This window comes from Bacteroides sp. AR29 (assembly GCF_900217715.1).
GTDB classification, from domain to species: Bacteria; Bacteroidota; Bacteroidia; order Bacteroidales; family Bacteroidaceae; genus Bacteroides; species Bacteroides uniformis.
Genome location: NZ_OBMS01000036.1, coordinates 1 through 26,445 on the forward strand (window position 1 = coordinate 1; position 26,445 = coordinate 26,445).

Annotated in this window: 24 protein-coding genes and 1 pseudogene; 5 read left to right on the forward strand and 20 right to left on the reverse strand. The window is 45.4% G+C overall.

The genetic code is table 11. The features are described 5' to 3' along the window. Positions 1-126, reverse strand: a 126-nt coding sequence (locus tag CSD97_RS19220) for a helix-turn-helix domain-containing protein (RefSeq protein ID WP_143272442.1), incomplete at its 3' end; no start/stop codon positions are given. A gap of 223 nt (positions 127-349) precedes the next feature. Here CSD97_RS19220 and CSD97_RS17725 point away from each other — a divergent pair. After that, positions 350-664 (forward strand): helix-turn-helix domain-containing protein, encoded by a 315-nt coding sequence (locus CSD97_RS17725; protein WP_098032833.1) that lies wholly within the window; start codon positions 350-352, stop codon positions 662-664. A gap of 30 nt (positions 665-694) precedes the next feature. After that, entirely contained in the window at positions 695-1,006 is a 312-nt protein-coding gene (locus tag CSD97_RS17730) for a helix-turn-helix domain-containing protein (RefSeq protein WP_098032834.1), read from the forward strand. 594 nt (positions 1,007-1,600) lie between these two features. On the opposite strand, the pseudogene CSD97_RS17740 reads toward CSD97_RS17730, so the two are convergent. From CSD97_RS17740 to tig, 13 genes and pseudogenes are all read right to left on the reverse strand, one after another. After that, positions 1,601-1,828 (reverse strand): annotated as a pseudogene (locus CSD97_RS17740) (transposase); the annotation flags it as partial. A gap of 167 nt (positions 1,829-1,995) precedes the next feature. Continuing rightward, entirely contained in the window at positions 1,996-3,189 is a 1,194-nt protein-coding gene (locus CSD97_RS17745) for an OmpA family protein (protein ID WP_009037822.1), read from the reverse strand. A gap of 129 nt (positions 3,190-3,318) precedes the next feature. Then, positions 3,319-5,235, reverse strand: coding sequence for a DNA mismatch repair endonuclease MutL (gene mutL, locus CSD97_RS17750; RefSeq protein ID WP_061411451.1), 1,917 nt, complete (start codon positions 5,233-5,235; stop codon positions 3,319-3,321). Positions 5,236-5,274: 39 nt separating this feature from the next. Continuing rightward, positions 5,275-5,565 (reverse strand): hypothetical protein, encoded by a 291-nt coding sequence (locus CSD97_RS17755; protein ID WP_016274449.1) that lies wholly within the window; start codon positions 5,563-5,565, stop codon positions 5,275-5,277. A 4-nt stretch (positions 5,566-5,569) separates the two neighbouring features. Beyond that, complete coding sequence (locus CSD97_RS17760; protein ID WP_098032836.1) at positions 5,570-7,291, reverse strand: OstA-like protein; 1,722 nt, start codon at positions 7,289-7,291, stop codon at positions 5,570-5,572. A gap of 25 nt (positions 7,292-7,316) precedes the next feature. After that, the gene (locus CSD97_RS17765; protein WP_005829568.1) at positions 7,317-8,684 is read right to left on the reverse strand and encodes a peptidylprolyl isomerase; all 1,368 of its coding nucleotides are present in this window, start codon (positions 8,682-8,684) and stop codon (positions 7,317-7,319) included. A gap of 10 nt (positions 8,685-8,694) precedes the next feature. Then, positions 8,695-9,543: a peptidylprolyl isomerase gene (locus CSD97_RS17770; RefSeq protein WP_022401784.1), complete on the reverse strand. Its 849-nt coding sequence runs from the start codon at positions 9,541-9,543 to the stop codon at positions 8,695-8,697. Positions 9,544-9,600: 57 nt separating this feature from the next. After that, positions 9,601-11,163, reverse strand: a complete 1,563-nt coding sequence (locus CSD97_RS17775; protein WP_098032837.1) for a peptidyl-prolyl cis-trans isomerase — start codon at positions 11,161-11,163, stop codon at positions 9,601-9,603. Between the two features lie 89 nt (positions 11,164-11,252). Beyond that, positions 11,253-12,728, reverse strand: coding sequence for an IMP dehydrogenase (gene guaB, locus CSD97_RS17780; protein ID WP_005829561.1), 1,476 nt, complete (start codon positions 12,726-12,728; stop codon positions 11,253-11,255). 102 nt (positions 12,729-12,830) lie between these two features. Continuing rightward, positions 12,831-15,014 (reverse strand): DNA helicase RecQ, encoded by a 2,184-nt coding sequence (recQ, locus tag CSD97_RS17785; protein ID WP_005829559.1) that lies wholly within the window; start codon positions 15,012-15,014, stop codon positions 12,831-12,833. Between the two features lie 174 nt (positions 15,015-15,188). After that, positions 15,189-16,433, reverse strand: a complete 1,245-nt coding sequence (gene clpX, locus CSD97_RS17790; RefSeq protein WP_005829557.1) for an ATP-dependent Clp protease ATP-binding subunit ClpX — start codon at positions 16,431-16,433, stop codon at positions 15,189-15,191. Positions 16,434-16,435: 2 nt separating this feature from the next. Continuing rightward, complete coding sequence (gene clpP, locus CSD97_RS17795) at positions 16,436-17,098, reverse strand: ATP-dependent Clp endopeptidase proteolytic subunit ClpP (protein WP_005829555.1); 663 nt, start codon at positions 17,096-17,098, stop codon at positions 16,436-16,438. 131 nt (positions 17,099-17,229) lie between these two features. After that, the gene (gene tig, locus CSD97_RS17800) at positions 17,230-18,585 is read right to left on the reverse strand and encodes a trigger factor (protein WP_005829551.1); all 1,356 of its coding nucleotides are present in this window, start codon (positions 18,583-18,585) and stop codon (positions 17,230-17,232) included. 474 nt (positions 18,586-19,059) lie between these two features. On the opposite strand from tig, the gene CSD97_RS17805 reads away from it, so the two are divergent. After that, positions 19,060-19,308 carry an RNA-binding protein gene (locus CSD97_RS17805; protein WP_005829545.1) on the forward strand — a complete coding sequence of 83 codons (249 nt, stop codon included), beginning with the start codon at positions 19,060-19,062 and terminating at the stop codon, positions 19,306-19,308. An 80-nt stretch (positions 19,309-19,388) separates the two neighbouring features. On the opposite strand, the gene lptB is transcribed toward CSD97_RS17805, so the two are convergent. Continuing rightward, positions 19,389-20,129 (reverse strand): LPS export ABC transporter ATP-binding protein, encoded by a 741-nt coding sequence (gene lptB, locus CSD97_RS17810; protein ID WP_034523256.1) that lies wholly within the window; start codon positions 20,127-20,129, stop codon positions 19,389-19,391. Positions 20,130-20,311: 182 nt separating this feature from the next. Between lptB and CSD97_RS17815 the strand changes: the two genes are divergently transcribed. Together CSD97_RS17815 and CSD97_RS17820 are read left to right on the forward strand one after the other, a co-directional pair. Beyond that, positions 20,312-21,055 carry an ABC transporter permease gene (locus CSD97_RS17815; RefSeq protein WP_005829541.1) on the forward strand — a complete coding sequence of 248 codons (744 nt, stop codon included), beginning with the start codon at positions 20,312-20,314 and terminating at the stop codon, positions 21,053-21,055. Then, positions 21,052-21,822 (forward strand): ABC transporter ATP-binding protein, encoded by a 771-nt coding sequence (locus tag CSD97_RS17820; protein ID WP_005829539.1) that lies wholly within the window; start codon positions 21,052-21,054, stop codon positions 21,820-21,822. The genes CSD97_RS17815 and CSD97_RS17820 overlap by 4 nt, the downstream gene beginning before the upstream one ends. Positions 21,823-21,936: 114 nt before the next feature. On the opposite strand, the gene der is transcribed toward CSD97_RS17820, so the two are convergent. The 5 genes from der to CSD97_RS17845 all read right to left on the reverse strand — a co-directional run bounded on the left by der (position 21,937) and on the right by CSD97_RS17845 (position 26,172). Continuing rightward, positions 21,937-23,250 (reverse strand): ribosome biogenesis GTPase Der, encoded by a 1,314-nt coding sequence (gene der, locus CSD97_RS17825; protein WP_005829538.1) that lies wholly within the window; start codon positions 23,248-23,250, stop codon positions 21,937-21,939. Positions 23,251-23,299: 49 nt separating this feature from the next. Beyond that, positions 23,300-24,181 (reverse strand): GTPase Era, encoded by an 882-nt coding sequence (gene era, locus CSD97_RS17830; protein WP_016274452.1) that lies wholly within the window; start codon positions 24,179-24,181, stop codon positions 23,300-23,302. 86 nt (positions 24,182-24,267) lie between these two features. Then, positions 24,268-25,272 carry a beta-ketoacyl-ACP synthase III gene (locus CSD97_RS17835; RefSeq protein ID WP_005829534.1) on the reverse strand — a complete coding sequence of 335 codons (1,005 nt, stop codon included), beginning with the start codon at positions 25,270-25,272 and terminating at the stop codon, positions 24,268-24,270. Positions 25,273-25,395: 123 nt separating this feature from the next. Continuing rightward, positions 25,396-25,581, reverse strand: a complete 186-nt coding sequence (rpmF, locus tag CSD97_RS17840) for a 50S ribosomal protein L32 (RefSeq protein ID WP_004288267.1) — start codon at positions 25,579-25,581, stop codon at positions 25,396-25,398. A gap of 12 nt (positions 25,582-25,593) precedes the next feature. Beyond that, a complete protein-coding gene (locus CSD97_RS17845; protein WP_005829530.1) occupies positions 25,594-26,172 on the reverse strand; it encodes a DUF177 domain-containing protein in 579 nt (192 codons plus the stop codon). Between the last annotated feature and the right edge of the window lie 273 nt (positions 26,173-26,445).

Here is a 26,445-nt window from a genome sequence, read left to right on the forward strand (position 1 = left end):
ACACTCTTGAAACAGGCGCACATATCTGCGCACCGTGTTGCGGGAAAGCTCAAAGCTCCTGCTTATCTGCTTTATCCCCATCCCCAATGCGTAACATTGGAGGATGTTTGCTATCTTTGTTGTCATAGTAGAAATGATTTTATCCCACCGGTCAAGACGGGAATCAAATCTACGAAAAATCCCCTGCCGGGCATTGCCAAGCAGGGGTATTTTTATATTGGAATCAAGGGGGTAGGATTATTTTAGCACAAGGGGGCAGAATCGCTTGGTTTTAGGGGGCAGCTTACACTGGATTTTCCAAGCGGAACAAAAGGTTGAAAATATTAAAAACAAATAAAAATAGGAGCGTATGGATTTAATCATTTTTGAGAGAAAGGCATTCGAGGAATTTGCCACGAAGATTGAGCAGTTCATTCTGCGAGTATCAAACTCACCCGTCGTAAAGAGCGGGAAGAAAAAGACAAACAATTGGCTTGACCATCAAGATGTTTGTCAGCGATTGAAGATAAGCAAGCGTACATTACAGACCTTGCGTGATAACGGAACACTTGCCTATACCAAAATTGGCAATCGTACATATTATCTACCCGAAGATGTGGATAGCATCATCACTAAGGTAGAGGACAGACGAAAAGAAGCCAAGTGGAGAGGACGAGAAATCTAACCAATGTATAACAATAAAACCATTTGAACTATGTATCAAGAAATGCGAACCAAAGATGATGCGTGGATGCAGTCAATTCACGAGAGTATCGACCAACTATCGGAAATTCTCGATAGTATGCCAAAAGACGGAACAACCTTACCAAACGATGATGAGTATCTATGCGACAAGGAGGTGGCGTATATGCTTAAAATCAGCCGAAGGACATTGAGCGAATACCGAAGCAATGGCACATTGCCTTACTATGTTCTCGGTGGAAAAGTTCTGTACAAGCGAAGTGAGATTGAGCAGGCATTGAAACGGGAGTACAACGGCAAGCACCTAATGAATAACAGCGGATAAGCACTCTATATTTTTGGAGGGAGTGAAATTTACCGCTTGCCCTATATATCTATGATGCAAAATAATAGTGCCCCTATGGATAGAAACAAGAACAGCATACAAATGGGTTATCAATGTAAGAACCCGTTTGTATGCTGTCTGTTTATCTTTATCTACATTTTCGTCAGTCGTTCATTTCCGTTGCCGTCTGTATTTCTAAGTACAGACATTGAAAGGGGAAAGGTTTTCGGGCTGAATACTCTCCGTAGGAGGAAGATTCCGACCGAAACGGCTTGCCGCCCGACCTTTCAACTTTCAAGGGCTATTGTACTACCTTCGCAGACGAGCAAAGGAAAGGTGCGAATGACGGAATCGAAAAACTCATATATCGCAGATTGATGATAGACCAAATCAAATATTACACTGCAACAATGAAAAAAGCACCGCCCTTTTGCTCGTTCATAAAAAAGTTGTACCTTTGTTCCAAGATGAGTTGTACATCAATGCAAATCACGCAAGTATGTAGAAATCAGAACAGTTGCCAACTCATTACCTCGTTCTTGAACTTTCCGCATAAACTTTTTATTCTTAGCGGATTATGAGATTATTCCAAAAATAGATATTATTCATGTAGGCGTAGATTATCACCTTAAGCATCATTTTAGGATGATAAGGACAACGGCCCGTTTCCTTATAAAGCTTCTTGAAACTCTCAAGATTGAGGTTGTCAATAACAGCATTCACGATGCGGACCGGGTCGTTCGCAGCTATGTTTTCATCAATTCTTTGTGGAAAAAGAACGGTTTGGTTGGGAATGTAAGGACGAAAATGTAACTTTGCCATAACGAAAAACTTTATGCCTAAAGATACGAAAACTTTGGGTAATAACAAAGCCCGGGCTTGAGAAAGTCTGGGCTTTGCGCATAAAAAAAGGCTGTGTCAGCATTTTGACACAACCTCTTCTCATTTCTATAACTCGTAACTCCTTGTAGCTTGTAGCTCGTAGCTTTCTAATTGGCAGATTTCACCAATACCACACGGTTCAGAATCGGCTGTCCGAACTTATCGACACCACCACCGGCATCCACCTTCAGGCGGTCAGCAGGAATTCCGTATTGTTTTACCAATACATCGACCACGGCTTGTGCACGCTTCAAACTCAACTCTTTGTTGAATGCCGGCGTACCGGTTGCAGAGTCTGCATATCCGTTTACAGTGTAAGTGGCGTTCGGGAACTGTTTCATCTGGTCTGCCAGATAAGACAAGTTCATTGCTTCACGTGGAGAGACTTCGGCAGAACCGATATTGAAGAATACGGTACGCGGTGCTATATCCGGATCGGGAACAATCACTTCGGTTTCCGTAACTTCGGCCACCGGCTGGTTCTGTGCAGCCACCAATGCATTCTGCAGCTGCTGGTTGGCAGCTCCCATCTCTGCAAGCTGTGCCTGCATGGCAGCCAGCTCTACCTGAGAAATCAACTGAGGCATCGGGCGACGGAATCCACGGGCGGGGAAACGGTATGTCAACCCTACCGTTGCACTCAGCACGCCATCATATCCATGATCGCCGCCAACTTCGCCATCGAACTTATCTTCAACACCCATTGCGCTCAGCTCCAGGTTAATATCTATCGCATTCGAAATACGGAAGCGATTGATGATACCCGCGTTTACAGACAGAGCTTCGCGGTGAGGCTTTGTGTAGTTGTGAGTGAAGCCAGCACCTACATAAGGAATGATTTCATACACACGGTGCTGGTTGTATCCTCCAAACAGCGCATTCAGATTGAACATCACATCTCCGTGCAGATTCATATAGTCGAAACGCTGTTTGTAGTAGCCGTCATCCATCTGAGTGCCTTTCACGTAGTCAGCACCTGCATCATACGTATATCCTCTTGCCTGAAGGCCGCTATATTGCAGACGTACTCCCAGTCCCGGGGTGAACCATTTGCCGATGGCAAAATTCAGCGTCGGACTGATACGCTTGCCAAAACTTCCTGCCTTATCATTATCTCCAAAAGTTGCTTCGGCACCACCGCCTATAGAGAAAAACCAATTACTCCAGAACGGGTTAGTGATTACCTGATATTTATCCTGAACCTGGATAACACCAAATTCTTCCACAACTTCAGTCTTTTGCTGCGCCATGGCAACAGAAGACACACCGGCCAAAGCCAGTAACATTAGAATCTTTTTCATATACCTTAAAATAGTTAAGTGGTTAATTAAACTCTTTATCATTCAAACTGTCTAATTAACGCCAACAGAACTAAAAGGTTCTGAATATTTGTACTTTTTTTGCCTTGATGCAAAAGAAAGCACTCTCCCTTATTTGGAGAAAAGCTTTTCTATGTCGTCTTCTTTAATGGTCGCCAGCACCGTCTTTCCGTCTGGAGTATTATTCGGGGATGGACATGCAAACAGATTGTCCACGAGATTGGACATTTCCTCGTTGCTCAGCACTTGTCCGTAGACGATGGCCGCAGCACGCGCCAAGGTCGATGCAAGAATTGTCTGCACCTCTTCCTTAACGTCATTTCCTTTTTCCATAGCAGTATGTACCATATTCCGGACCAATTCTACCGGGTTCAACCCCTCTATGCCCGAAGGTATGCCGTTGATGGCATAGCTGCCGCCACCCAGCGGGCTCAAATCGAAGCCTACTGCCGACAAATCTTCCAATATACTTTCCAGTACGGCAGCTTCCGAAGCCGGCAACTGGATAATCTCCGGAAACAATACCCCCTGCGATACGCCTTGTTTCTGTCGAATCTGGCTCATATAGCGGTCGAACAATACCCGGACATGTGCCCGGTGCTGGTCTATCAGCATCAGACCCGATTTAACGGAAGTCAGAATAAAACGCCCCTTGAACTGGAAGTGTTGCGCTCCTTTCTCTACCGTTGCCTCATTGCCATAGAAAGAGGCGCTTGCCCCGGAAGGAACCGTTTCCTGGAAATAAGGAACCTTCTCCTCCTCTCTTGGAGCCGTACCGGTAACCGTATCCTCTACAAAAGGCTCTTCCTCCATCGGCTCGTTCATCCTGCTGGCTTTTTCCAAACCGGAATAAAGCCCCTCCCACTCCACTTTGGGGCGCGAATAATTGCCACCGCCTCCATAGGAAGAAGCGGAAGACGTCTTGAAGGGATTGAAATCCGTGTTATAGTGTACCTTCGGAGGCTCTATCGGACGAGCCTGCTCGAATGCAGGAATATCCGGCATGTCCTCGGTATCAAAATCAATAGTAGGTATAGCGCTAAACTTGCCCAAGGATTCCTTGACCGCAGCCGATAGAATCTGCCAGATAGCCTGCTCATTCTCGAACTTAATCTCCGTCTTCGTCGGATGGATGTTCACATCGATATTGGCAGGGTCTACCTCGAAATAAATAAAGTAGGAGATTTGTTCACCGGCAGGAATCAGCTGTTCATAAGCATCCATCACCGCTTTGTGGAAATAGGGGTGACGCATATAGCGCCCGTTCACAAAAAAGTATTGGTGCGCTCCTTTCTTGCGCGACGTTTCCGGCTTGGCTACAAAACCGGAAATCTTTATCATGGTCGTATTGACGTCGACGGACAGCAACTGCTGATTCAGCTTCTTTCCGAAGACTGCCATGATGCGTTGCCGCAAAGGCATTACCGGAAGATTGAACAATTCCGTATCATTACTATACAGATAGAAGGCTACCTCAGGATGCACCAACGCTATACGCTCGAATTCCGTAAGGATGTTGCTCAACTCCGTAGAGTTCGCTTTCAGGAATTTGCGCCGGGCAGGAATATTGAAGAATAGGTTCTTGATGGAAAAATTGCTTCCCTTAGGGCAGGAAACGGCTTCCTGGCTCTCGACTTTAGAGCCGGCAATCAGCAGCCGCGTCCCCAGCTCCTCGCTGACCGGACGTGTTTTCAACTCCACTTCAGCTACCGCTGCTATAGAAGCCAACGCCTCTCCACGGAAGCCCATGGTGCGTAGGGCAAACAAATCGGCAGCCTCGCGTATCTTTGAAGTCGCATGACGTTCAAAAGAAAGGCGCGCATCCGTTTCGGACATACCCTTCCCGTCATCAATCACCTGAATGCAGGTCTTGCCCGCATCGGTAATCAGCACATGTATTTCCCCTGCTTCGGCATCAATTGCATTTTCCACCAATTCTTTCACAACAGATGCCGGACGCTGAATCACCTCTCCGGCAGCAATCTGATTGGCAACCGAATCGGGCAGCAAATGAATGATATCGCTCATGATAATGTTTAATGATTAGGGATTAATGATTAATCATTATTAAATGATTCCGTTACTGATGGCATACCACAGATAAATCAACACAGCCATGACAACAAGGATTATGCCCAAATGCATCGGCTTACGTCCGCTCTCCTTACGCCGCTTCAGGTGAGTTGTTCCTTCTATGAATTTGCCCCGTATATCCTCGGGCGAGAATTCCTTTTCCGGCAGCATACCCAGGTCACGCTTGGCGTTTTCTTCCATCTTCGCCAACTTCTCTTTCCGCTCATCCACATAGATATAGCTATGATTGAAGCCACGAGGCTTCCGCATTGCAAACATTCCCATGACGCTACTTATTATTTCGTTTAATATGCATATTCCTTGGCGAAGTTACAGGTTTCCGGTCACTTTTCTTCAATACTTCACCTGCTTTTTTAGCCCTCCACTCGAAGATGTCCTCCTTGTTGAGCGGACGGATGTAGTCGAACCAGACAAAAGAAGGCAGCTTGCTCTTATCTGGTGGAATCTGGTCCAGAGGATAGGCTGTACCGGTAGTCTTTCCAACAAAGACTCCGCGCTCCATCCTTCTCTCCTTCAAGTACATTTTCAAAAGTCCGCCTTCCGAATAGTTCATCATAATCAGCGAACTGTCCTTCTCCTCTACCGGATAATACACCACCAGTACATTGCCGTTCACCTCCACCAGACGCATGTCTCCATCTATAAAGAAAGCTTTCATCTCCTTACCGGAAACTTGGTTATAGTGAATACTGTCCTTTTTCTCTACCGTCAGGGCCTGATTGATGATATGTGCCCAGTCGATGGTACTATCGTTCATGTAAATTTTAATTTCCTCGCCCAACAACTGTTGTTCCCCGTGCCACAAGATAGGGTCGGTGTACATCGTCATGCAAGAGTCCTTGGAATTATACACCAACGAATCGCATACGGCCTGCACATCCGTGCGATAAGCACGCACCTTATGATAGGCACGCATCTCCCGGTACATGGAATCGGTATTCATATGGTAGGTAATCAGCCGCAAAGTATCACCGTGCATAAACAGACTGTCGCCCTGCGAATAGTCGATAGCTACGGCACGTTTGGTGGCAACGGCGCTTCCGGTCAGTTCGTTGTAGAAACAGTAGTCGCCAGTCAACATGTTCCGGTTGACCGTATCATTCATCTGTACATTGTCAAAAGCCTCACCGTATCCCAAGATGCGGTCGTAGAAAAGGCTGTCACCGGTCAATTTCTTGCCGTCGTTGGTCAGTACGGAACGGTCGAGCAGTTCTGCCTGCTCAGTAGTCGTATTGTACACGCCACGTTCGGAATAAATATGATTTTGATCACTCACAATGTCGGAGGGACCTAGAATGGTAGCAATCTTGGTAGCTGTACTATACTTCAAGGTATCCGAAGTCAAGACAAACTTCGGGTTGACCAGCTTCACGTCGTGGTTGAAGACAGCCAACTTGGTGGCAGGGCTATATTCTCCCCACTCGGAAGTCAGCACATTATCCTCGTCGGTCAGCGTACCGCCTTCGAAGTAATAACCCAAATCGTACAGACGGTCGTAATTCAAGCTGTCGGTAGTCAACACGGTATTACGGTTTATCATACGCACATTCTCACGCAACATAGCCAACTGTGACATTCCGTCATAATACAGATAATCCCCATAGATGAACAAGGTATCCCCCTGCTCCATACGTACGTTACCAAATGCCTCGACCGAATTTATCTTTTCGAATATCAACGCACTGTCACAGAACATGTACATACTGTCATGCTTCATCCTCACAGAACCGATAAGTACCTGCACATCAGGACGCAGATGTTTGTCTGCCTGTGCCTCATCGGCATACAACAAATCCACACGCGTCTTCTTCTTTTCCGGTGTCTCCGTCCTTTTCTGTTCAATCGAGTCCACTTTCTTCTTCTCCGGTGCAGAAGGACTTTTCTTCTTGTTCTGGGCACTCAGCAGACAGATGCCAAACAAGCATAGAATACCTACCAGGAGGTATCTATGCTTGTTCAGGAAATGATTTTTTGTATTCTTCTTTTGCATACAAATCTATGTAAATTCTTCCGGATTATTCTTTAATCCAGCCCGGATACTTGAACGTACAGTTATTCTTCCAATTATCCTTGATACGGACATATGTGTGCTTCTGCTTCTCACGAATCCACTTGTCCAGCACTTCGTCGCGGCGTTTCTCCAACACAATCTCTTTCAAGTTCTGATAGTCATCGGCAATGGTAGCCTTGTGTCCCGTCGTACGGCTCTTCAGTTTCACAATCACACACTCTTCTTTTCCGGTCTTTTGCGGAATCATGGTGAAGGCTTCGGAGATTTCGCCCACTTTCATCTTATCCACCACCTTGGCTATTTCAGGGGGAAGTTCCTGCATCTCAAAACGGGAAGTGTTCGTATTGGGATTCGGCAACAAACCATGATTGTTACGCGTATCCTTATCCTGCGAAAGCACTGAGGCAGCCTCTTCAAAAGAGAACTTGTTATTGCGGATATCATCGGCAATAGAATCCAAACGGGCACAACCGGCAGCCAGAGCTTCTTCCGGAATATGCGGTTTCAACAGAATGTGGCGTGTTTTAATACGGTCACCGCGCTTCTCTATCAACTGAATGATATGGAAACCATATTCAGACTCTACAATCTTGGAAACCTTGCTGGGGTCTTGCAAGTTGAAAGCTACATTGGCATAAGCGGGGTCCAGCATACCGCGTCCCGAAAACTCTATTTCACCGCCACGCATGGCCGAGCCACGGTCCTCGGAGTACAGACGAGCCAACATGGAAAAGCTTTCGCCCTTATTGACACGGTCGGTATACTCACGCAGACGCCTCTTTACATCTTCTATTTCCTCCAAAGGAACCTTGGGCTGCTGAGTGATAATCTGCACCTCCACCTGGGTAGGGATATAAGGAATGCTGTCCTGCGGCAAATCCTTGAAGTAACGGCGCACCTCAGCCGGAGTTATCTTAATCTCACCCACCAGTTTCTGCTGCATCTTCTGAACCTTCAATCCTTCACGGGCATTCTCGCGCAGCGTTTCACGAATCTGGCTGGAAGTCTTGTTGAAGTATTCCTCCATTTTCTCGCGCGAACCGATGTTGGCGATGTACATGTTCGTCATATAGTCCACACGCTGGATAACCTCACTCTCGGATACTTCGATACTATCGAGGGCAGCCTGGTGAAGATACAGCTTCTGCACGGCTATCTCCTCCGGTATCACGCAATAAGGGTCACGGTCAAATTTGCGTCCTTCATACAATGCACTCATACGTGCCTCTTCCACTTCGGACTTCAGTATAGCCTCGTCACCTACTACCCACACTACCTCGTCAATCACGTTGTCTTGTCCATAAACGGTAGAACCGACTAATAGCGTCAAGGCAAATAAAATTACAAACTTAAAGTTCATACACTGTTTCATTCTTGGTGTCTTATTCTAAATAATATTTAATCTTGTCTCTTTTCACCGCCCGTTGGTACAAATCATCCTTCACTTGCTTCATGAATTCCACCTGCTTCACGTTCAGCAGCATATCCTTCACTTGCCCACGGGCAAACTCATAGGGTTCCTGCTCTCCCATCGGGCGATAATCGCTCACATTCAGGAAATAATGGAAAGCCGTATCCTTCAGCTCTACATGGCGATTCTTGTCCAGATACTCGTCCACATCAGGAACCTTCAAGGGCAGCATATCCAGCACTTCCGATACCGGCACCCATTTATCATAAAAATACTCATACTTCACAGCATTCTGCAGACTGTACTTTTCCAGATGTTCCACCGCCTCACGGGTTTCCGTCTTGTACCAGCGACGAACATTACCCAGCTGCGGGGCTGTCAAAGGAACTTTGATGAACAAGCCTTTCATCAACGGACGTTCCACCTTGAAGAGCGCCTGGTTCTTCTCGTAATACTCCGTCAAGTCTTGTTCTGAAATCTCCTCTGATAGCCGCTGATGTATTAAAGCCTGCTGATAGGTATGCATTATCAATGCTTTGCGATAATTCTCCACAAGTTTATCAATCTCACCGTTATTGGGAATATTGCTCTGCGCTTTATCGTACAGCAAAATATCTTCCACCCAATTACGGATATAATGTTCTGCAAACAACAGACTGTCGTCTTTGGACAAACCGGCAGGAAGTACCGATTGCAAATCTTCCCGGTAAAGGAAATTGCCGTCCAACTCCACTAACGGTGTCCGCCCTTTATGGTCGTGCTGCTCGCTGCACGCCGCACAGAGAAGGAAAATTAAAAGCCCAAAGCAGGTTGTTCGCATCACCAACTGATATTTACTTCGTTTTGAGGTACGAAGATAGTGTTTTAATCGGTTGCATCAGTGATTATTAACGGTTTTTAAAACCTCTTGGTCAATTTCAACCTTACCGGCAGCACGCAACTTTGCCACCCAATGCGTTTCCAAATAGTTCCGATAAGCGGTTACGAGCGGCTCTCGCACCTCTTGCCAACTATCTGGTCCCTTCTGCTTACGACCTTGTACAGCAGTAAAGGGAAATGACAAAACCGGGGTTGCATTCTTCCCTTTGAACACCAATTCATCCACATATGCATTATCACCGGGAGCAAATAATCCTTGCTCTGCCCGCACCTTGGGAGTATCGCCGGCATTGAAAGTGAGACGGATGGCATCCATCCACTCCTCTTCCGGAATCTGTTTCAGAAATTTCCGTACTTGCTTCGCCACCCGCTTGGTAGTACAATGCAGCACAATACCCTTATAACGCGGTTCGTCCCAATGGAAGTCCGAACGGTGCGCCTCAAAATATGCTTTCAATCCTGCTTCATCCACCACACTCCTCTTTCCCACTTCACGGTCAGTGATTTCGGCAAGCAACATGCTGTCACGATGCCCCTGCACCAACGCACAGAATTCGGGATACTTCAATTCCAGACGGGAGTTTTCATAGTCCAGAATCGTTTTTACTGTAAAAGCCTCCAACTGTCTGCGCGTCCCTGCCGGATAAACAGCGGCAAATCCGGCAAACTCTTTTCCACCGTATGCCTTGCCATCCAGTGTAAACAATACACGAGAAGTGCTTCCTTTGGCCAGCAGTTCGTCGATACCGGCTTTATCCGGCATATAGTGATATTCTTTCTTCAGTTTATCCACAAAAGCCCGCGTTCCTTTATCCATTCCATGACGACGGGTTTGACAACGGATTATCTTGTCCTTCATCCTCTCAAAAGGAAGGATTTCCTGCTGTTCGAGTACTTTCACGATATGAATGCCTTGAGGAGTGAGGAACGGACGGGAAATCTCTCCGGCATTCAACCCGAATACAATATCCTCAAACTCCACCGGCATCTGCAGCCAACCCACCCAAAACGCTTTCTTCTCATCGGAAAATTGCTCGACGCAAGCATCGAAAGACGGCACAGCTCCCCCTTCCTTTGCAAGAGCCCTGTAGATAGAATCCATCCTGGACTCCATCTCACGTAAGGTATGACCGGAAATATTCTGGGGGAGATATTTAAAAATATGCTTCACATATACCCGGCCCGCACGCCGGCCGGATTTCATCTTGTCATAATACTGCCGTGCCTCCTGCTCTGCCGTCTCCTCATCTGTCAAGTATGATTTAATCAGACAGCGGCGATACTCATCCTGCTCCTTCTGGAAGACACGGGAAGTATCCAATCCCGCAACTTCGGCAGCCTCTATTTTCAGCCTGAAGTCTATAAACTTATTCACATATGCATCCAATGCCTTCCGGCCTGCACCGACAGAGGTACCGCCCTTATTATAGCTACGTTCGAATTCAGAACGGAGGACCTCCTTTCCATTGATACGCATCAGTACCGGATCGTCCTGGGCCGAAACAGCCAATCCGAACCCGAGGAAGAAAAACACCCAAAACAATCTAACCATAAGCACCATCCGTTCTTTTTATACGGCTGCAAATATAAACAAAATGCCCGGAAAGCGGCAATCTCTCTCCGGGCATTCACTATTATTTTGTTATTATCTTACTCTGGACGGCTATAGTTCGGTGCCTCACTGGTTATAGATACATCATGCGGATGGCTTTCGAGTACACCTGCATTAGTAATGCGGGTAAACTTAGCATCGTGCAGTTTCTCTATATTGGCTGCACCGCAATAGCCCATACCGGCACGCAGACCGCCAACCAACTGATAAATAACTTCATACAAAGTACCTTTATAAGGAACGCGGGCAGCAATGCCCTCTGGAACCAATTTCTTCACGTCACTGGTACCGCTTTGGAAGTAGCGGTCCTTAGAGCCATTTTCCATAGCTTCCAGCGAGCCCATACCCCGATAGGACTTGAACTTACGACCGTTGAAAATAATCGTATCGCCCGGAGACTCTTCCGTTCCGGCAACCAGCGAACCGATCATCACGCTGTAACCACCGGCAGCCAACGCCTTCACCACATCGCCCGAGTAACGCAAACCGCCATCGGCAATCAAAGGAATACCCGTGCCCTTCAGTGCCTTTGCCACATCATAAACCGCAGACAACTGAGGAACACCCACACCGGCAACTACACGGGTAGTGCAGATGGAACCCGGACCGATGCCCACCTTTACTCCATCAGCACCAGCCTCGACCAATGCCTTCGCAGCTTCACCGGTAGCAATATTACCAACAACAATATCAATATGAGGGAAGTTAGCCTTGGCTTCTTTCAATTTTTCAATAACCCCCTTGGAATGTCCGTGAGCCGTATCAATGACAATGGCATCCGCCCCTGCATCCACCAAAGCCCGCATGCGCTCCAAAGTGTCATTCGTCACTCCCACTCCGGCAGCAACGCGCAGACGACCTTTGCTATCCTTGCACGCCATAGGTTTATCCTTTGCCTTGGTAATATCCTTATAGGTAATCAGACCTACCAATTTGTTGTCTTTATCTACTACCGGCAACTTCTCGATTCTATGTTCTTGCAGAATTTGAGAAACAGCCTCCATATCCGTCGTAGGATTGGTAGTAATGATGTTCTCCTTAGTCATTACCTCATCGATACGCTTATTCATATCTTTCTCAAAACGAAGGTCACGATTGGTAACAATGCCTACCAAATATCTTTCATCATCTACCACCGGAATACCACCAATCTTGTATTCAGCCATCAAAGCCAGCGCATCAGCTACCGTAGAACCTCTCTTGATAGTCACCGGGTCATAAATCATACCGTTTTCGGCACGCTTCACAATAGCTACCTGACGTGCCTGCTCCTCAATGGACATATTCTTATGAATAACTCCGATACCACCTTCGCGGGCAATGGCAATAGCCATCTTCGCTTCGGTAACCGTATCCATGGCAGCAGTTACAAACGGGATTTTTAACTCAATGTTTCGTGAAAACTTAGTCGAGAGTTCGACTGTTTTGGGCAAGACTTCAGAATAAGCGGGGATTAACAGTACGTCGTCATAAGTTAATCCATCCATTACAATCTTATCAGCAATAAATGACATAGGGCTATGCGTTTAAAATTTATTGCGTGCAAATATACGGTTTTTATTCCATTCCGTATACTTGCACGCAACATTTTTTTCTTTTTTATCAACTAAAACCAATCAGTTTGCCATCTCTGAAATAAACTTGATGCGTACCAAACGTACCTCTTCTTCCGTAAAGTCATCACCCAACTCATCCAGAGCATCGTCAATCTTATCAGTGGTAGATTCCTTGAAATAATCATAGATATCCAGCAAGTGGTCTTCATCCATAATATCCTCCAAGAAATAGTCGATATTCAATTTCGTTCCGGAGTAGACGATAGCTTCTATCTCATCCAGCAGCTCTTCAAACTCAATGCCCTTTGACATGGCAATGTCATCCAATGCCACCTTACGGTCAATGGCCTGAATGATGGCCACCTTCATTTTTGACTTATTGGCCACAGTACGCACACGCAAGTCCTCGGGACGTTCAATCTCATTCTCCTCACAGTGCCGCTTAATGAGTTTACAGAATTCCTCGCCGTAGCGTTTTGCCTTTCCGGCTCCTACACCCGGTATGTTCTGCAACTCGTCCAAAGTCACCGGATATATGGTCGCCATCGCTTCCAAAGACGGGTCTTGGAAAATGACATAAGGAGGCACTTCCAACTTCTTGGACAACTTCTTTCGTAAGTCCTTCAACATGGAGTACAATGCCGGGTCTACCGCACACGCACCGCCTCCACGTGCAGGTGCTTCCTCTTCCACATCCTCAAAGTCATTGTCTTCCACTATTTTGAATGATTTGGGATGTTTAAGGAACTTCTTACCGTCATCTGTCACTTTCAGCAAGCCATAGTTTTCGACATCCTTACTCAGGTAACCGGCAATAAGTGCCTGACGGATCACAGCATTCCACGTTTTGTCTTCTTCGCCCATACCAGAGCCGAACACTTCGAGATCTTCATGCAGATGCGCCTGCACTTCTGAAGTTTCCTTACCTTGTATTATGTCTATAATATAGTCCGCTTTAAAATTTTCTTTCACCGCGAGAATAGCTTCAATCACGGTACACAATAATTCTTGAGCTTCCACTTGTTTTTTCGGATTTAAACAATTGTCACAATTACCACAATTTTCTTCTATATATTCTTCGCCGAAGTAATGAAGCAATGCTTTTCGGCGGCATACGGAAGATTCGGCATACGCAGCAGTCTCCAGCAGAAGCTGCTTGCCAATTTCCTGCTCTGCTACAGGTTTGCCTTGCATAAACTTCTCGAGCTTCTGCAAGTCTTTATTGGTATAGAAAGTAATACACTGCCCTTCTCCTCCATCTCTTCCGGCACGTCCGGTCTCCTGGTAATATCCTTCCAGACTTTTGGGTATATCGTAATGGATGACATAGCGCACATCCGGTTTGTCAATCCCCATACCAAAAGCAATGGTAGCTACAATCACATCAATTTTTTCCATCAGGAAATCATCCTGGTTCTGTGTTCGTGTAGCCGAATCCATTCCGGCATGATAGGCACGGGCATTGATTCCGTTTGCCTGCAGGATTTCAGCAAGTTCCTCCACTTTCTTCCGGCTCAGGCAATAGATAATGCCTGACTTTTCGGGATTGTTCTTAATGAACTTGATGATGTCCCGGTCTACATTTGCAGTCTTGGGGCGTACCTCATAATAGAGATTCGGGCGGTTGAACGATGACTTGAACACCTGCGCATCCACCATACCCAGATTCTTCTGGATGTCATGCTGCACTTTCGGTGTAGCCGTCGCAGTCAACGCTATCAGAGGGGCTTTTCCTATTTCATTGATAATGGGACGGATGCGGCGATACTCAGGACGGAAGTCATGACCCCATTCAGAAATACAATGGGCTTCGTCCACGGCATAGAACGAAATCTTCACCGTTTTCAGAAACTCCACATTCTCTTCCTTCGTCAGTGATTCCGGAGCTACATACAACAGCTTTGTCTTACCACTGAGTATGTCGGACCGGACCTGGTCTATCGCGCTCTTGTTTAGGGAAGAATTGATGAAGTGGGCTATCCCATCCTCTTCGCTGAAGTTACGCATCGCATCGACCTGATTCTTCATCAAGGCAATCAGAGGAGAAATCACGATACCCGTGCCCTCCATCAACAAGGACGGCAGTTGGTAGCACAAAGATTTTCCACCACCGGTAGGCATCAACACGAATGTATCATTACCCGCCAACAGATTCTCTATGATTGCTTCCTGATTTCCTTTAAATGTATCGAACCCGAAGTATTTCTTCAGCTGGTCTATCAAATTAATCTTCTTCCCTGCCATGATTCATTAGGTTGTTGTTTATTGAGTTAACTTTTAATAGTGGTACTCCGCCTTGTTTTCACAAAGAACCCTAACAAAGTTATAAACAACTTCTTAAATTTCAAGCATAATCCATCGAATATTTTTCAATAAAAAGTAAAATAGTCGGTTTTACCCCGTATTACCATCTGATTCTTAAGCACTTTGCAGTCGTGCTATATTTGCCTTTTCAAGCTGGCGCTTGGCGTAGTCCAACGTCACAACAAAATTGTCCTTCTGTTCTGACGGAATTTCGAACATGGCATCCATCATAATTGTCTCCACAATGGAACGCAAGCCGCGGGCTCCCAACTTATATTCTACCGCTTTATCCACGATATATTCAAATACAGCATCTTCAAACGTCAGCTTCACATTGTCCATCTCAAACAGTTTGATGTATTGCTTGATGATGGAATTCTTCGGTTCCGTAAGAATGGAGCGCAATGCCGCACGGTCCAACGGATTCAGATAAGTCAGCACCGGAAGGCGGCCGATAATCTCGGGAATCAGTCCGAACGACTTCAAATCCTGCGGAGCAATGTACTGCATCATGTTGCTCTTATCAATGGTTGCCGTATTGCGTACAGCGCTATACCCGACAACGTGCGTATTCAGCCGCTGGGCAATTTTCTTTTCAATGCCATCGAAAGCCCCACCGCAAATGAACAGAATATTCTTGGTATTGACCGGAATCATTTTCTGGTCGGGATGCTTGCGCCCACCCTGGGGAGGCACATTCACCACAGAACCTTCCAGCAGTTTCAGCAATCCCTGCTGCACGCCTTCACCACTCACATCACGGGTTATGGAAGGATTATCACCCTTGCGCGCTATTTTGTCTATCTCATCAATAAACACGATACCTTGCTCTGCCTCGGGCACGTTATAATCCGCCACCTGGAGCAGACGTGTCAAAATGCTTTCAATGTCCTCACCCACATAACCTGCCTCTGTCAGAACTGTTGCATCTACAATAGTAAAAGGAACATGCAGCAACTTTGCGATAGTACGCGCCAATAACGTCTTTCCCGTACCGGTACTGCCTACCATGATGATGTTCGATTTTTCAATCTCCACATCATCACCGCCGTCCTTCTGGAGCAGACGTTTGTAATGGTTGTACACCGACACAGACAAGAAACGCTTGGCATCGTCCTGACCAATGACATATTGATCGAGGAACTTCTTTATTTCTACGGGTTTAGGAAGTTCTTTCAGATTCAGCTTCGTGGCACTTGCCTTCTTGCCAGCCCCCAAAGCCTCCTGAGTAATCTCATAAGCCTGGGTGGCGCAACTGTCGCAGATATAGCCATTCATCCCCGTTATGAGAAATCCGACTTCATCTTCGGTGCGACCGCAAAAACTGCATCTATTTTTATTCTTTCTTGAATCTGCCATATTTATTTTTTAATCAAAACCTCATCTACCATACCATATTCTTTGGCTTCCTGGGCTGTCATCCAGTAGTCACGGTCAGAATCTGCCCATACCTTGTCAAAGGGAGTGTGGGAGTGGTCGGCGATAATGGTATAAAGTTCTTTCTTCAACTTCTGGATTTCACGTGCCGTGATTTCAATATCCGAGGCCTGCCCCTGGGCACCTCCCATCGGCTGGTGTATCATCACGCGGGAGTGGGTCAATGCGGAGCGTTTGCCTTCGGCACCGGCAACCAGCAATACGGCTGCCATGCTTGCCGCCATTCCAGTACAGATGGTAGCCACATCACTACTGATGAACTGCATGGTATCATAAATACCCAGACCGGCATATACCGAACCGCCCGGCGAATTGATATAGATGGAAATATCCTTGCCCGGATCCACCGAATCCAGATAAAGCAACTGAGCCTGCAAAGTATTGGCTGTATAGTCATCAACCTGCGTACCGAGGAAAATGATGCGGTCCATCATCAGACGGGAAAACACGTCCAACTGCGTTACATTGAGCTGGCGTTCCTCGAGGATATAGGGATTCAAATAGCCGGCTTGTGATTTAATCACATCGTCCAGCACCAAACTGTTCATACCAAGATGCTTGGTAGCGTATTTTCTAAAATCATCCATTTCTTTCTATTTTTTAATTTATAAGGATACAAAGAAACAAAAAAGAACACAGAGACACAAAAAAACACAGAGTTATAGTTTGTCAAACTCTGTGTTTCTTTATAAATTTTAGCCGTAGGCTCACATTACTCTTATGCAAACATCTTATTGAACTCTTCAGCAGAAACGTTCTTATGCTCCAGTTCCACCTGAGACTTCAATGCTGTAGCCAATTTAGATTCAACCACACGATTAACCAAGCCTTCTATGCTCTCTTTCTTCTTAAGCATTTCCTTTGAGTAGTTTTCCAGGATTTCTTCAGGCACACTCATCATACCATATTGTGCAAACTGTGCGCGGGTAGCTTCCTTAGCCATGTTTGTGATGTCTTCCTGCTCAACCTTGATATCATTGGCTTTCACCAGCTGTTCTTTAATCAGGTGCCAAGTCAGCTCTTCGATGCTCTTGTCATAGTTGTCCTCTACAAAGCTTTCTTCCTTGTCAGGATTGTTCAGACGCATAATGCGCTTCAGTAATGCATCCGGGAATTCCAGCTTGCCTACTTTCTCTGTCAGCATCTTACGTGCGTCAATCAAGAACTTATAGTCACTGTCTGCCACGAACTGGTTGGCAATAACTTCCTTCACTTTGGCACGGAATTCCTCTTCCGTTTTCACATTACCTTCGCCAAATACCTGGTCGAAAATTTCCTGAGTCAAGTCACCCGGAACGAAACGTGTGATTTCTTCTACCTGGAAGCTGAAATTGGATTTTACTTCGGGAGCAGCTTCCTTGTCAATCTTCAATAAAGAAGACAATTCGGCAGCATTTCCGTCCCAAGCAGTATTCGGATTGAATACAAGCACATCGTTCACTTTTGCACCGGCAAAGATAGCTTTCTGTTCATCATTTTTCATGTACGAAGGCATCATTACAGCACCTTCCACCTGAATACCACCCTCTTTGGTATTACCTTCTTCATCCAGTTCAGCAAGCAAACCTTTCAGCATGTCATTGTCCTCGTAAACGTCTACCTTGTCATACTTGCCGTTACGTTGAGTGTAAGCCTTGACCTGGTTATCCACCATTTCGTCTGTAACTTCAATAGTATAGTAATCTACCTTATCTTTTGCACTGACTTCAGCTTTAAATTCCGGAGCCAAAGCAATATCAAACAAGAATTCGAACTCTTCCATAGTATCGAAATCAATTTCCTGCTGCTTGTCTTCGTTGGGCAAAGGCTCGCCCAATATATTTACCTTATTGTCCTGGATATACTTATATACTGTTTCTGAAAGCAGCTTGTTCACCTCTTCAGCCAATGCAGACTTACCATACATTTTCTTAACTAAGCTCATAGGAACCATTCCCTTACGGAAACCGGGAATCTGTGCCTTCTGACGGAAGCTCTTCAATGATTTGTCTACTTTTTCCTGATAATCTGCTTTCTCAAGCTTTACAGTAAGCAGTGCGCTTACTTTGTCAATGTTTTGTAATGAAACGTTCATTCTGACAATTATTTATTTGATTTATACTTTGTTCCATATCTCAAATGGGCGTGCAAAATTAGCGTTATTCTTTCAATTATCAAAAGAACATTGCCGATTTATTTCAGTTTAATTCTTGGATAGAGCGGTAGAAGAGCCCAACCATCGGACTGACAACGGAGGACGTTTATGGGAAAGATACTCAGGGAAAAGACGATGATAAACCGAACCGTCCAGTTTCTATGAAGAGAAATGGGAGTTGCCCGAAGGCACGACAATCTACAAAAATAATTAAGGAAAAACATTGTTTATCCGAATTTTATGCGTTTCTTTGTCGCGGAATGATGGCGCATTAGTTTTTCGATTTCCATTACATGGTTTTTACTTCCGTTTTCAAGAACGCTTTTGTAAACTCTCTGTCGTTGTAATCCATTTATTATTCAGCCTTCCTTCCAAGAGAGTTTTATTCATTATATTTATTTTATCAATTTCATTATGAACATTTATGTTGGAAACCTTAACTACCGCGTTAAGGAGAGTGACCTGCAGAAGGCAATGGAAGATTACGGCACAGTATCTTCTGTAAAATTTATCAATGACCGCACCACCGGACGTTTCAGAGGCATCGCTTTTGTAGAAATGGAAGATGACGCTGCTGCAGCTAAAGCTATTGCCGAACTAGACGGTGCTGAATTCTTCGGCCGCCAAATGGTAGTGAAAGAAGCAAGACCTCCAAAATATTAATCATAGAGATTTAAGGAGAAATAAAAAAGGCCACTGAATGAGTGGTCTTTTTTATTTCTATCAATCGACAGTATCCGGGATTACTTCATAAAATCCTTGCGACGAAGTACGAAGCTATTACTCAGGTACTTTTCACGTACAATCTTATTCTCGGCCAACTCTTCCGGCGTACCCTGGAACAGAATTTTTCCTTCAAATAGCAGATAAGCACGATCGGTAATGCTCAGCGTCTCCTGCACATTGTGGTCAGTAATCAAAATGCCGATATTCCTATCTTTCAACTTCCACACAATCTGCTGAATATCCTCCACTGCAATCGGGTCTACACCAGCAAAAGGCTCGTCCAACATAATAAATTTGGGGTCAATGGCCAGACAACGGGCAATTTCTGTACGGCGCCGCTCGCCACCTGACAACTGGTTACCCTTGTTCTTCCTTACCTTCTGCAAGCGGAACTCTGCAATCAGGCTCTCCAGCTTGTCTTTCTGATACTCCAAAGGCTTGTCAGTCATTTCCAGTACAGATGCAATATTGTCTTCCACACTCATTTGACGGAACACGGAAGCCTCCTGCGCCAAATAACCGATACCCGTCTGCGCACGCTTGTATACCGGATATTTCGTTATATCCAAATCATTCAAGAAGATACGTCCCTCATTGGGAGTAATCAGCCCTACGGTCATATAAAACGAAGTTGTCTTACCGGCGCCATTCGGCCCCAGCAAACCGACAATCTCCCCTTGCTTCACATCAATGGACACATGGCTCACTACCGTACGCTTTCCGTACTTTTTCACCAAATCCTCCGTACGCAGCACCATGCTACCTTCCTCCCGTGGCTCTGCCCCGGCAGTCAAGCTTGGTCCGGCCTGCAGATTTTCCTTAACTTCCTCTACATTGTCCTTTATGCCTTTTTCTTCTTCCATACTCTAAAGGTTTTCGCCGCAAATGTAGCAAAAATAAGCCGAAATAGTGTACATTTGCATTCAAATACTTATATGTCATGTTTAAAGCACTTAAGACAGTGGGACGATATATCATACTGATGGGACGCGTATTTGCCCGTCCCGAACGTATGCGTATGTTTTTCCGCCAATATGTCAACGAGTTGGAACAGCTCGGCGTGAACTCTATCGGCATCGTATTGCTGATATCGTTCTTCATCGGAGCTGTAATCACCATACAGATAAAGTTGAACATCGAGAGTCCTTTCATGCCTCGATGGACAGTGGGATATGTAACCCGAGAAATCATGCTGCTGGAATTCTCCTCCTCCATCATGTGTCTGATTCTGGCAGGAAAGGTCGGGTCAAACATCGCCTCGGAGCTGGGCACCATGCGAGTCACCCAGCAGATAGACGCCCTTGAAATTATGGGTGTCAATTCTGCCAACTATCTCATCCTACCGAAAATTGCCGCTATGGTGACAACCATTCCACTGATGGTGACGTTCAGTATATTCGCCGGTATCATAGGTGCCTTCTGTACTTGCTGGTTCGGCGGCATCATGTCGGCGGTAGATTTAGAATACGGCTTGCAGTACATGTTTGTCGAATGGTTTATTTGGTGCGGCATCATCAAGTCGCTGTTCTTTGCCTTTATCATTGCCAGCGTATCGGCATTCTTCGGTTACACCGTCGAAGGCGGTTCCATCGAAGTGGGCAAGGCGTCCACCGACTCCGTAGTATGCAGCAGCGTACTTATCTTATTCGCCGACCTAATATTAACTCAACTTTTAATGGGATGATTGAACTGAAAGGACTTTGCAAATCATTTGAAGAAAAAGAGGTACTGAAAGATATCAATGCCACTTTCGAGAATGGAAAGACCAACCTGATTATAGGGCAGAGCGGTTCGGGAAAAACCGTACTCATGAAATGTATCGTGGGTCTGCTGACACCGGACAAAGGAGAACTGTTGTATGACCACCGCAACTTCCTCGCCATGGGAAAGAAGGAAAAGAAAGCGCTCCGCCGGGAAATGGGAATGATTTTCCAAAGTGCCGCGCTGTTCGATTCCATGACGGTACTGGACAATGTGATGTTTCCACTGAACATGTTCAGCAACGATACCCTGCGCGATCGGACTCGTCGTGCCATGTTCTGCTTGGAGCGTGTAAACCTGATTGAAGCCAAAGACAAATTTCCCGGAGAAATCAGCGGCGGTATGCAGAAACGCGTAGCCATTGCCCGTGCCATTGCCCTAAACCCGCAATACTTGTTCTGTGACGAGCCGAATTCAGGACTTGACCCCAAGACCTCGCTTGTCATCGACGAACTGATACAAGATATAACCCGAGAATACAATATGACTACTCTCATCAACACTCATGACATGAACTCTGTAATGGGTATCGGAGAAAAAATCATCTATATTTACGAAGGACACAAAGAATGGGAAGGCAATAAAGACGATATCTTCACTTCCACCAACGAGCGGTTGAACAGTTTCATATTTGCATCTGACCTATTCCGGAAAGTCAAAGAAGTGGAGATACAGAACCTTGAAGGATAAAACCACACCTCATTTTCTAACCTATTACATAAGAAAGCGTCCGGAAGCTATGTTCCGGACGCTTTCTCTTCATAAAACCAGTTAATAGAATCGACTATATCATCACGATATATTTTACTTCTGCCGGATATAGATATTTATCGGAGTTCCGGTCAACTTCCATTTCTCACGCATCTTATTTTCCAGGAATCGTCTGTAAGGCTCTTTCACATATTGTGGAAGATTTGCAAAATAAACAAATGACGGCACCTGGGTATTGGGCAACTGCGTAATATACTTTATCTTGATATACTTACCCTTAATTGAAGGGGGTGGATACGCCTCGATAAGCGGCAGCATTTCCTCGTTCAAACGAGCTGTCGGAATACGCGTCATACGATTTTCGTACACATCACGCGCCTCTTCCAATACCTTCAGAATACGCTGTTTGGTCAGTGCCGAAGCAAAGATGATAGGAAAATCCACAAACGGAGCGAAACGGTTGCGGATAGCATCTTCGAAAGTCTTCATCACCTTCACAGTCTTGTCCTTCACCAAGTCCCACTTATTCACCACAACCACCAGCCCCTTGGCATTCTTCTGTATCAAGGAGAAGATATTCAAATCCTGGCTTTCGATGCCACGCGTAGCGTCTACCATCAAAATACATACATCTGCATTCTCAATGGAACGAATGGAACGGATTACGGAGTAGTACTCCAAATCCTCATTCACCTTGTTCTTCTTACGGATACCCGCCGTATCTACCAGGTAGAAATCAAAACCGAATTTATTGTAGCGGGTATAGATAGAATCGCGCGTGGTACCGGCAATCTCCGTCACGATGTTGCGGTCTTCTCCAATAAAGGCATTGACTATGGAAGACTTTCCGGCATTAGGGCGTCCCACTACTGCAAAGCGGGGAATATCCTCGTCCAGAATTTCATCAGATTCCTTCTTGAACTTGCTGACGATAAGGTCCATCATATCGCCCGTACCGCTACCCGTTACAGCAGAAATACAATAAGGGTCACCCAAACCCAAGCTATAGAACTCAGGGGCATTGTATTGCAGTTCATGATTATCAGTCTTATTGGCAACCAGCAACACAGGCTTCTTGGCACGACGCAAGATGGCAGCTACCTGCTCGTCGAGGTCCGTAACCCCGTTCATCACATCCACCACAAACAGTATCACGTCGGCTTCGTCCACCGCCATCAATACCTGCTTACGAATCTCTTCTTCGAAAATATCATCAGAGTTCACTACCCAACCGCCGGTATCTACCACGGAGAACTCACGTCCCAACCATTCGGTCTTTCCATATTGGCGGTCACGGGTGGTTCCCGCTTCCTCATTCACAATTGCCTGACGTGTCTTGGTCAGACGGTTAAATAATGTAGACTTTCCCACATTGGGACGTCCTACGATTGCAACTAAATTTCCCATAGTTCACACTCTTTGTTTTTTGCGACTGTCACAGTCGTATGAATAACTCTTAATCCAGCTGATAACCAAAATTACGCAGTTCCTTGTCCGAACTCCGCCAATCCTTATCAACTTTCACAAACGTCTCCAGGAATATCGTTTTCCCGAAAAACCTCTCCAAATCACGGCGCGCTTCAGTAGCCACTTTCTTCAAAGCCTTCCCCTGCTTGCCTATGATAATACCTTTTTGCGAATCACGCTCCACATAGATTACGGCACTGATATGAATCTTCTTTGCCTCCTCCTTAAACTGTTCTACCATCACCTCCACCGAATAAGGGATTTCCTTATCGTAGTACAACAGAATTTTCTCACGGATTATTTCGGTCACGAAGAAACGCGCCGGCTTGTCCGTCCACTGGTCCTTGTCGAAATAAGGAGGTGAGTCGGGCAACAGCTCCTTCACCCGCTTCATGACATAATCCACATTAAATTTCGAAGTAGCAGAGATAGGAATAATTTCCGCCTTCGGCAGCAATTCCTTCCATGCTTCCACCAGTTCCACCAGCTTTTCCTGGTTGCTTAAATCAATCTTATTGATAAGCAGCAATACCGGAACGTCCAAGTGTCCTACTTTCTCCACAAAATCATTATGCTTGTCGGGAGTCTCAACCACATCTGTCACATACAGCAACACATCTGCATCCGCCAATGCCGAAGTGGAGAAATTAAGCATGGACTCCTGTAACTTATAGTTTGGCTTCAATACACCCGGAGTGTCCGAAAACACAATTTGCATGTCATCCGTATTATAGATGCCCATAATCCGATGACGGGTGGTCTGCGCCTTGAAAGTGGCGATAGAAATGCGCTCACCTACCAAAACGTTCATCAATGTGGATTTGCCCACATTCGGATTTCCCACGATATTTACAAAACCTGCTTTGTGCATGACTTCAGTATTTGAATTGAGACAAAAAAACGCATCGAATCGAAATAGGATGCGTTTTTATCATATTATTATTTAGCAATAGTATGTTACTGCTTCTTTCCGTCGTATCCCCACTTCACATACACGGCTCCCCAGGTAAATCCTGCGCCGAATGCAGTGAAAATAAGATTGTCGCCTTTCTTCAGCTTATCTTCAAAGTCCCAGATACAAAGAGGCAACGTAGCAGCACTGGTATTGCCGTAACGTTCGATATTAATCAGTACTTTCTCACGAGGAACTTCCAGACGATGTGCCACAGCATCGATGATACGAAGATTGGCCTGGTGCGGAATCACCCAGTCAATACTATCCTTTGTCAGACCGTTTTTCTCGGCAATGGCCGCGCTAACATCCGACATATTGGATACGGCATACTTAAACACAGTACGTCCTTCCTGATAAATGTAATGCATGTGGTTGTCTACGGTAAAATAAGAGGGAGGACAAACCGAACCACCCGCTTTCATATGCAGGAAAGGCAAACCTTTGCCGTCGGTTCTCAGAATAGCATCCATAATACCTACATCCTCTGTTGTCGGCTCGAGCATGAAAGCTGCAGCACCGTCTCCAAAGATAGGACAAGTAGCACGGTCTGTATAATCAACCATTGACGACATCTTGTCGGCTCCCACAATGATAACCTTCTTATATCTTCCAGAACGGATGAAATTGGCCGCAGTCTCCATCAGATAGAGAAATCCGCTGCAGGCTGCCTGCAAGTCAAAAGCATATGCATTTTTCAGCCTTAACTTATCACATAAAATAGAAGCTGTAGAAGGGAAATGATAATCCGGAGTGGAAGTAGCTACAATCACCAGATCTATATCATCCGGATCCGCGCCAGTACGTTGCATCAGCTGTTTGGCAGCTTTACGCGCCATATAGGAACTACCTAACCCTTCTTCATTCAGGATACGTCTTTCCTTTACTCCGATACGAGTCATAATCCATTCGTCATTCGTATCCACCATTCTTGAGATTTCGTCGTTCGTCAAGACGTAATCAGGTACATAACCGCCGACTCCTGTAATTACTGCATTTATTTTTTCCATTAAAATCTTGTTTACTTATAGAACTACTGAAACAACGGTAGTCTAAAAAGGTTTGCTTATTAAATTACAAATCTTTTTAGACGCCCGATATTCAAGTATAAGTTTTAGTCAAACTGACCGTAATTATACGGCAGCTTCCTTTTCAACTGCAAGCTTACCTCTATAGTAACCACATGCACCACATACAGTGTGATATACATGCCACTCACCACAATTCGGGCAAATAGCCAGTGTAGGAGCTACTGCTTTATCATGAGTTCTTCTCTTCGCAGTTCTTGTTTTTGACTGTCTTCTCTTAGGATGTGCCATTTTCTTTAATCTTTAATTGTTATCTAATATTTTCTTTAATTCGTCCCAACGCGGGTCTACCTGCGTTTCTTCTTCATTCATCAGCTCCACCTCTTCTTCCGGAGCAAATGTGTCCTCAGCCATATCATCATCCGGAGTAGTGCGCATATGCTTACTCAATTTGCTGGTCATTGCCTTGTTACACTTACCCGGAGCATGCACATGCTTCATAGGGATGGCCAAAGCTACAAACTCGTACATAAACCATGCTACATTAATCTCACCTTCCTCTTCGGGAATTACTATGAGATTGTCACCTTCTTCGGCATATTCATGACCGAACTTAACCAGCAGCTTATCTGTCGAGCTGACAAGCTGTTCCATATCGTCCAAACAACGGTCACATGGCACCCACACCATTCCGTCTGTCTGGAAGTTCAATTCGAAAGCACGAGATGTTTTCTTTACAACTAACACCACATTGACTTTACCCTTCTGCACTTCCGGTCCATCAATATTGGCAAAGAAAAGGTTGTCTAGCACAAACTCATATTTGCATGAATCTGCTTGCATACCTTTCAGGTCTATTTTGTATTTATCAAACTTTCCCAAAGCTTCTTTTGTTTATTCGGGCGACAAAGATACGAATAATTATCCTCATTATGTAGTATTTAGAGTAAAATATTCATTTTTTTATGTTCATTTCACCCTGATATCACTACAAATCAGCAGAAAACTCATGGCCTAAAACACAAGAACAATCCATGCCGGCATCCAAGTATATGTAAAGATATAAAACGAACAAAGCCTCCGTATCCTTATCAGACACGGAGGCTTCTTCTGAAAACGGCGACTACCTACTCTCCCACTGTTACGCAGTACCAT

Coding starts and splice junctions, on each gene's coding strand:
- CSD97_RS17815 (WP_005829541.1), top strand. CDS start 20,312: ATGTTTAAAGCACTTAAGACAGTGGGACGATATATCATACTGATGGGA.
- lptB (WP_034523256.1), bottom strand. CDS start 20,129: ATGGTGCTGCGTACGGAGGATTTGGTGAAAAAGTACGGAAAGCGTACG.
- CSD97_RS17835 (WP_005829534.1), bottom strand. CDS start 25,272: ATGGAAAAAATAAATGCAGTAATTACAGGAGTCGGCGGTTATGTACCT.
- recQ (WP_005829559.1), bottom strand. CDS start 15,014: ATGGCAGGGAAGAAGATTAATTTGATAGACCAGCTGAAGAAATACTTC.
- CSD97_RS17730 (WP_098032834.1), top strand. CDS start 695: ATGTATCAAGAAATGCGAACCAAAGATGATGCGTGGATGCAGTCAATT.
- clpX (WP_005829557.1), bottom strand. CDS start 16,433: ATGGCAGATTCAAGAAAGAATAAAAATAGATGCAGTTTTTGCGGTCGC.
- CSD97_RS17725 (WP_098032833.1), top strand. CDS start 350: ATGGATTTAATCATTTTTGAGAGAAAGGCATTCGAGGAATTTGCCACG.
- tig (WP_005829551.1), bottom strand. CDS start 18,585: ATGAACGTTTCATTACAAAACATTGACAAAGTAAGCGCACTGCTTACT.
- CSD97_RS17765 (WP_005829568.1), bottom strand. CDS start 8,684: ATGAAACAGTGTATGAACTTTAAGTTTGTAATTTTATTTGCCTTGACG.
- mutL (WP_061411451.1), bottom strand. CDS start 5,235: ATGAGCGATATCATTCATTTGCTGCCCGATTCGGTTGCCAATCAGATT.
- CSD97_RS17755 (WP_016274449.1), bottom strand. CDS start 5,565: ATGGGAATGTTTGCAATGCGGAAGCCTCGTGGCTTCAATCATAGCTAT.
- CSD97_RS17820 (WP_005829539.1), top strand. CDS start 21,052: ATGATTGAACTGAAAGGACTTTGCAAATCATTTGAAGAAAAAGAGGTA.
- der (WP_005829538.1), bottom strand. CDS start 23,250: ATGGGAAATTTAGTTGCAATCGTAGGACGTCCCAATGTGGGAAAGTCT.
- guaB (WP_005829561.1), bottom strand. CDS start 12,728: ATGTCATTTATTGCTGATAAGATTGTAATGGATGGATTAACTTATGAC.
- CSD97_RS17760 (WP_098032836.1), bottom strand. CDS start 7,291: ATGCAAAAGAAGAATACAAAAAATCATTTCCTGAACAAGCATAGATAC.
- CSD97_RS17805 (WP_005829545.1), top strand. CDS start 19,060: ATGAACATTTATGTTGGAAACCTTAACTACCGCGTTAAGGAGAGTGAC.
- CSD97_RS17770 (WP_022401784.1), bottom strand. CDS start 9,543: ATGCGAACAACCTGCTTTGGGCTTTTAATTTTCCTTCTCTGTGCGGCG.
- rpmF (WP_004288267.1), bottom strand. CDS start 25,581: ATGGCACATCCTAAGAGAAGACAGTCAAAAACAAGAACTGCGAAGAGA.
- era (WP_016274452.1), bottom strand. CDS start 24,181: ATGCACAAAGCAGGTTTTGTAAATATCGTGGGAAATCCGAATGTGGGC.
- clpP (WP_005829555.1), bottom strand. CDS start 17,098: ATGGATGATTTTAGAAAATACGCTACCAAGCATCTTGGTATGAACAGT.
- CSD97_RS17775 (WP_098032837.1), bottom strand. CDS start 11,163: ATGGTGCTTATGGTTAGATTGTTTTGGGTGTTTTTCTTCCTCGGGTTC.
- CSD97_RS17745 (WP_009037822.1), bottom strand. CDS start 3,189: ATGAAAAAGATTCTAATGTTACTGGCTTTGGCCGGTGTGTCTTCTGTT.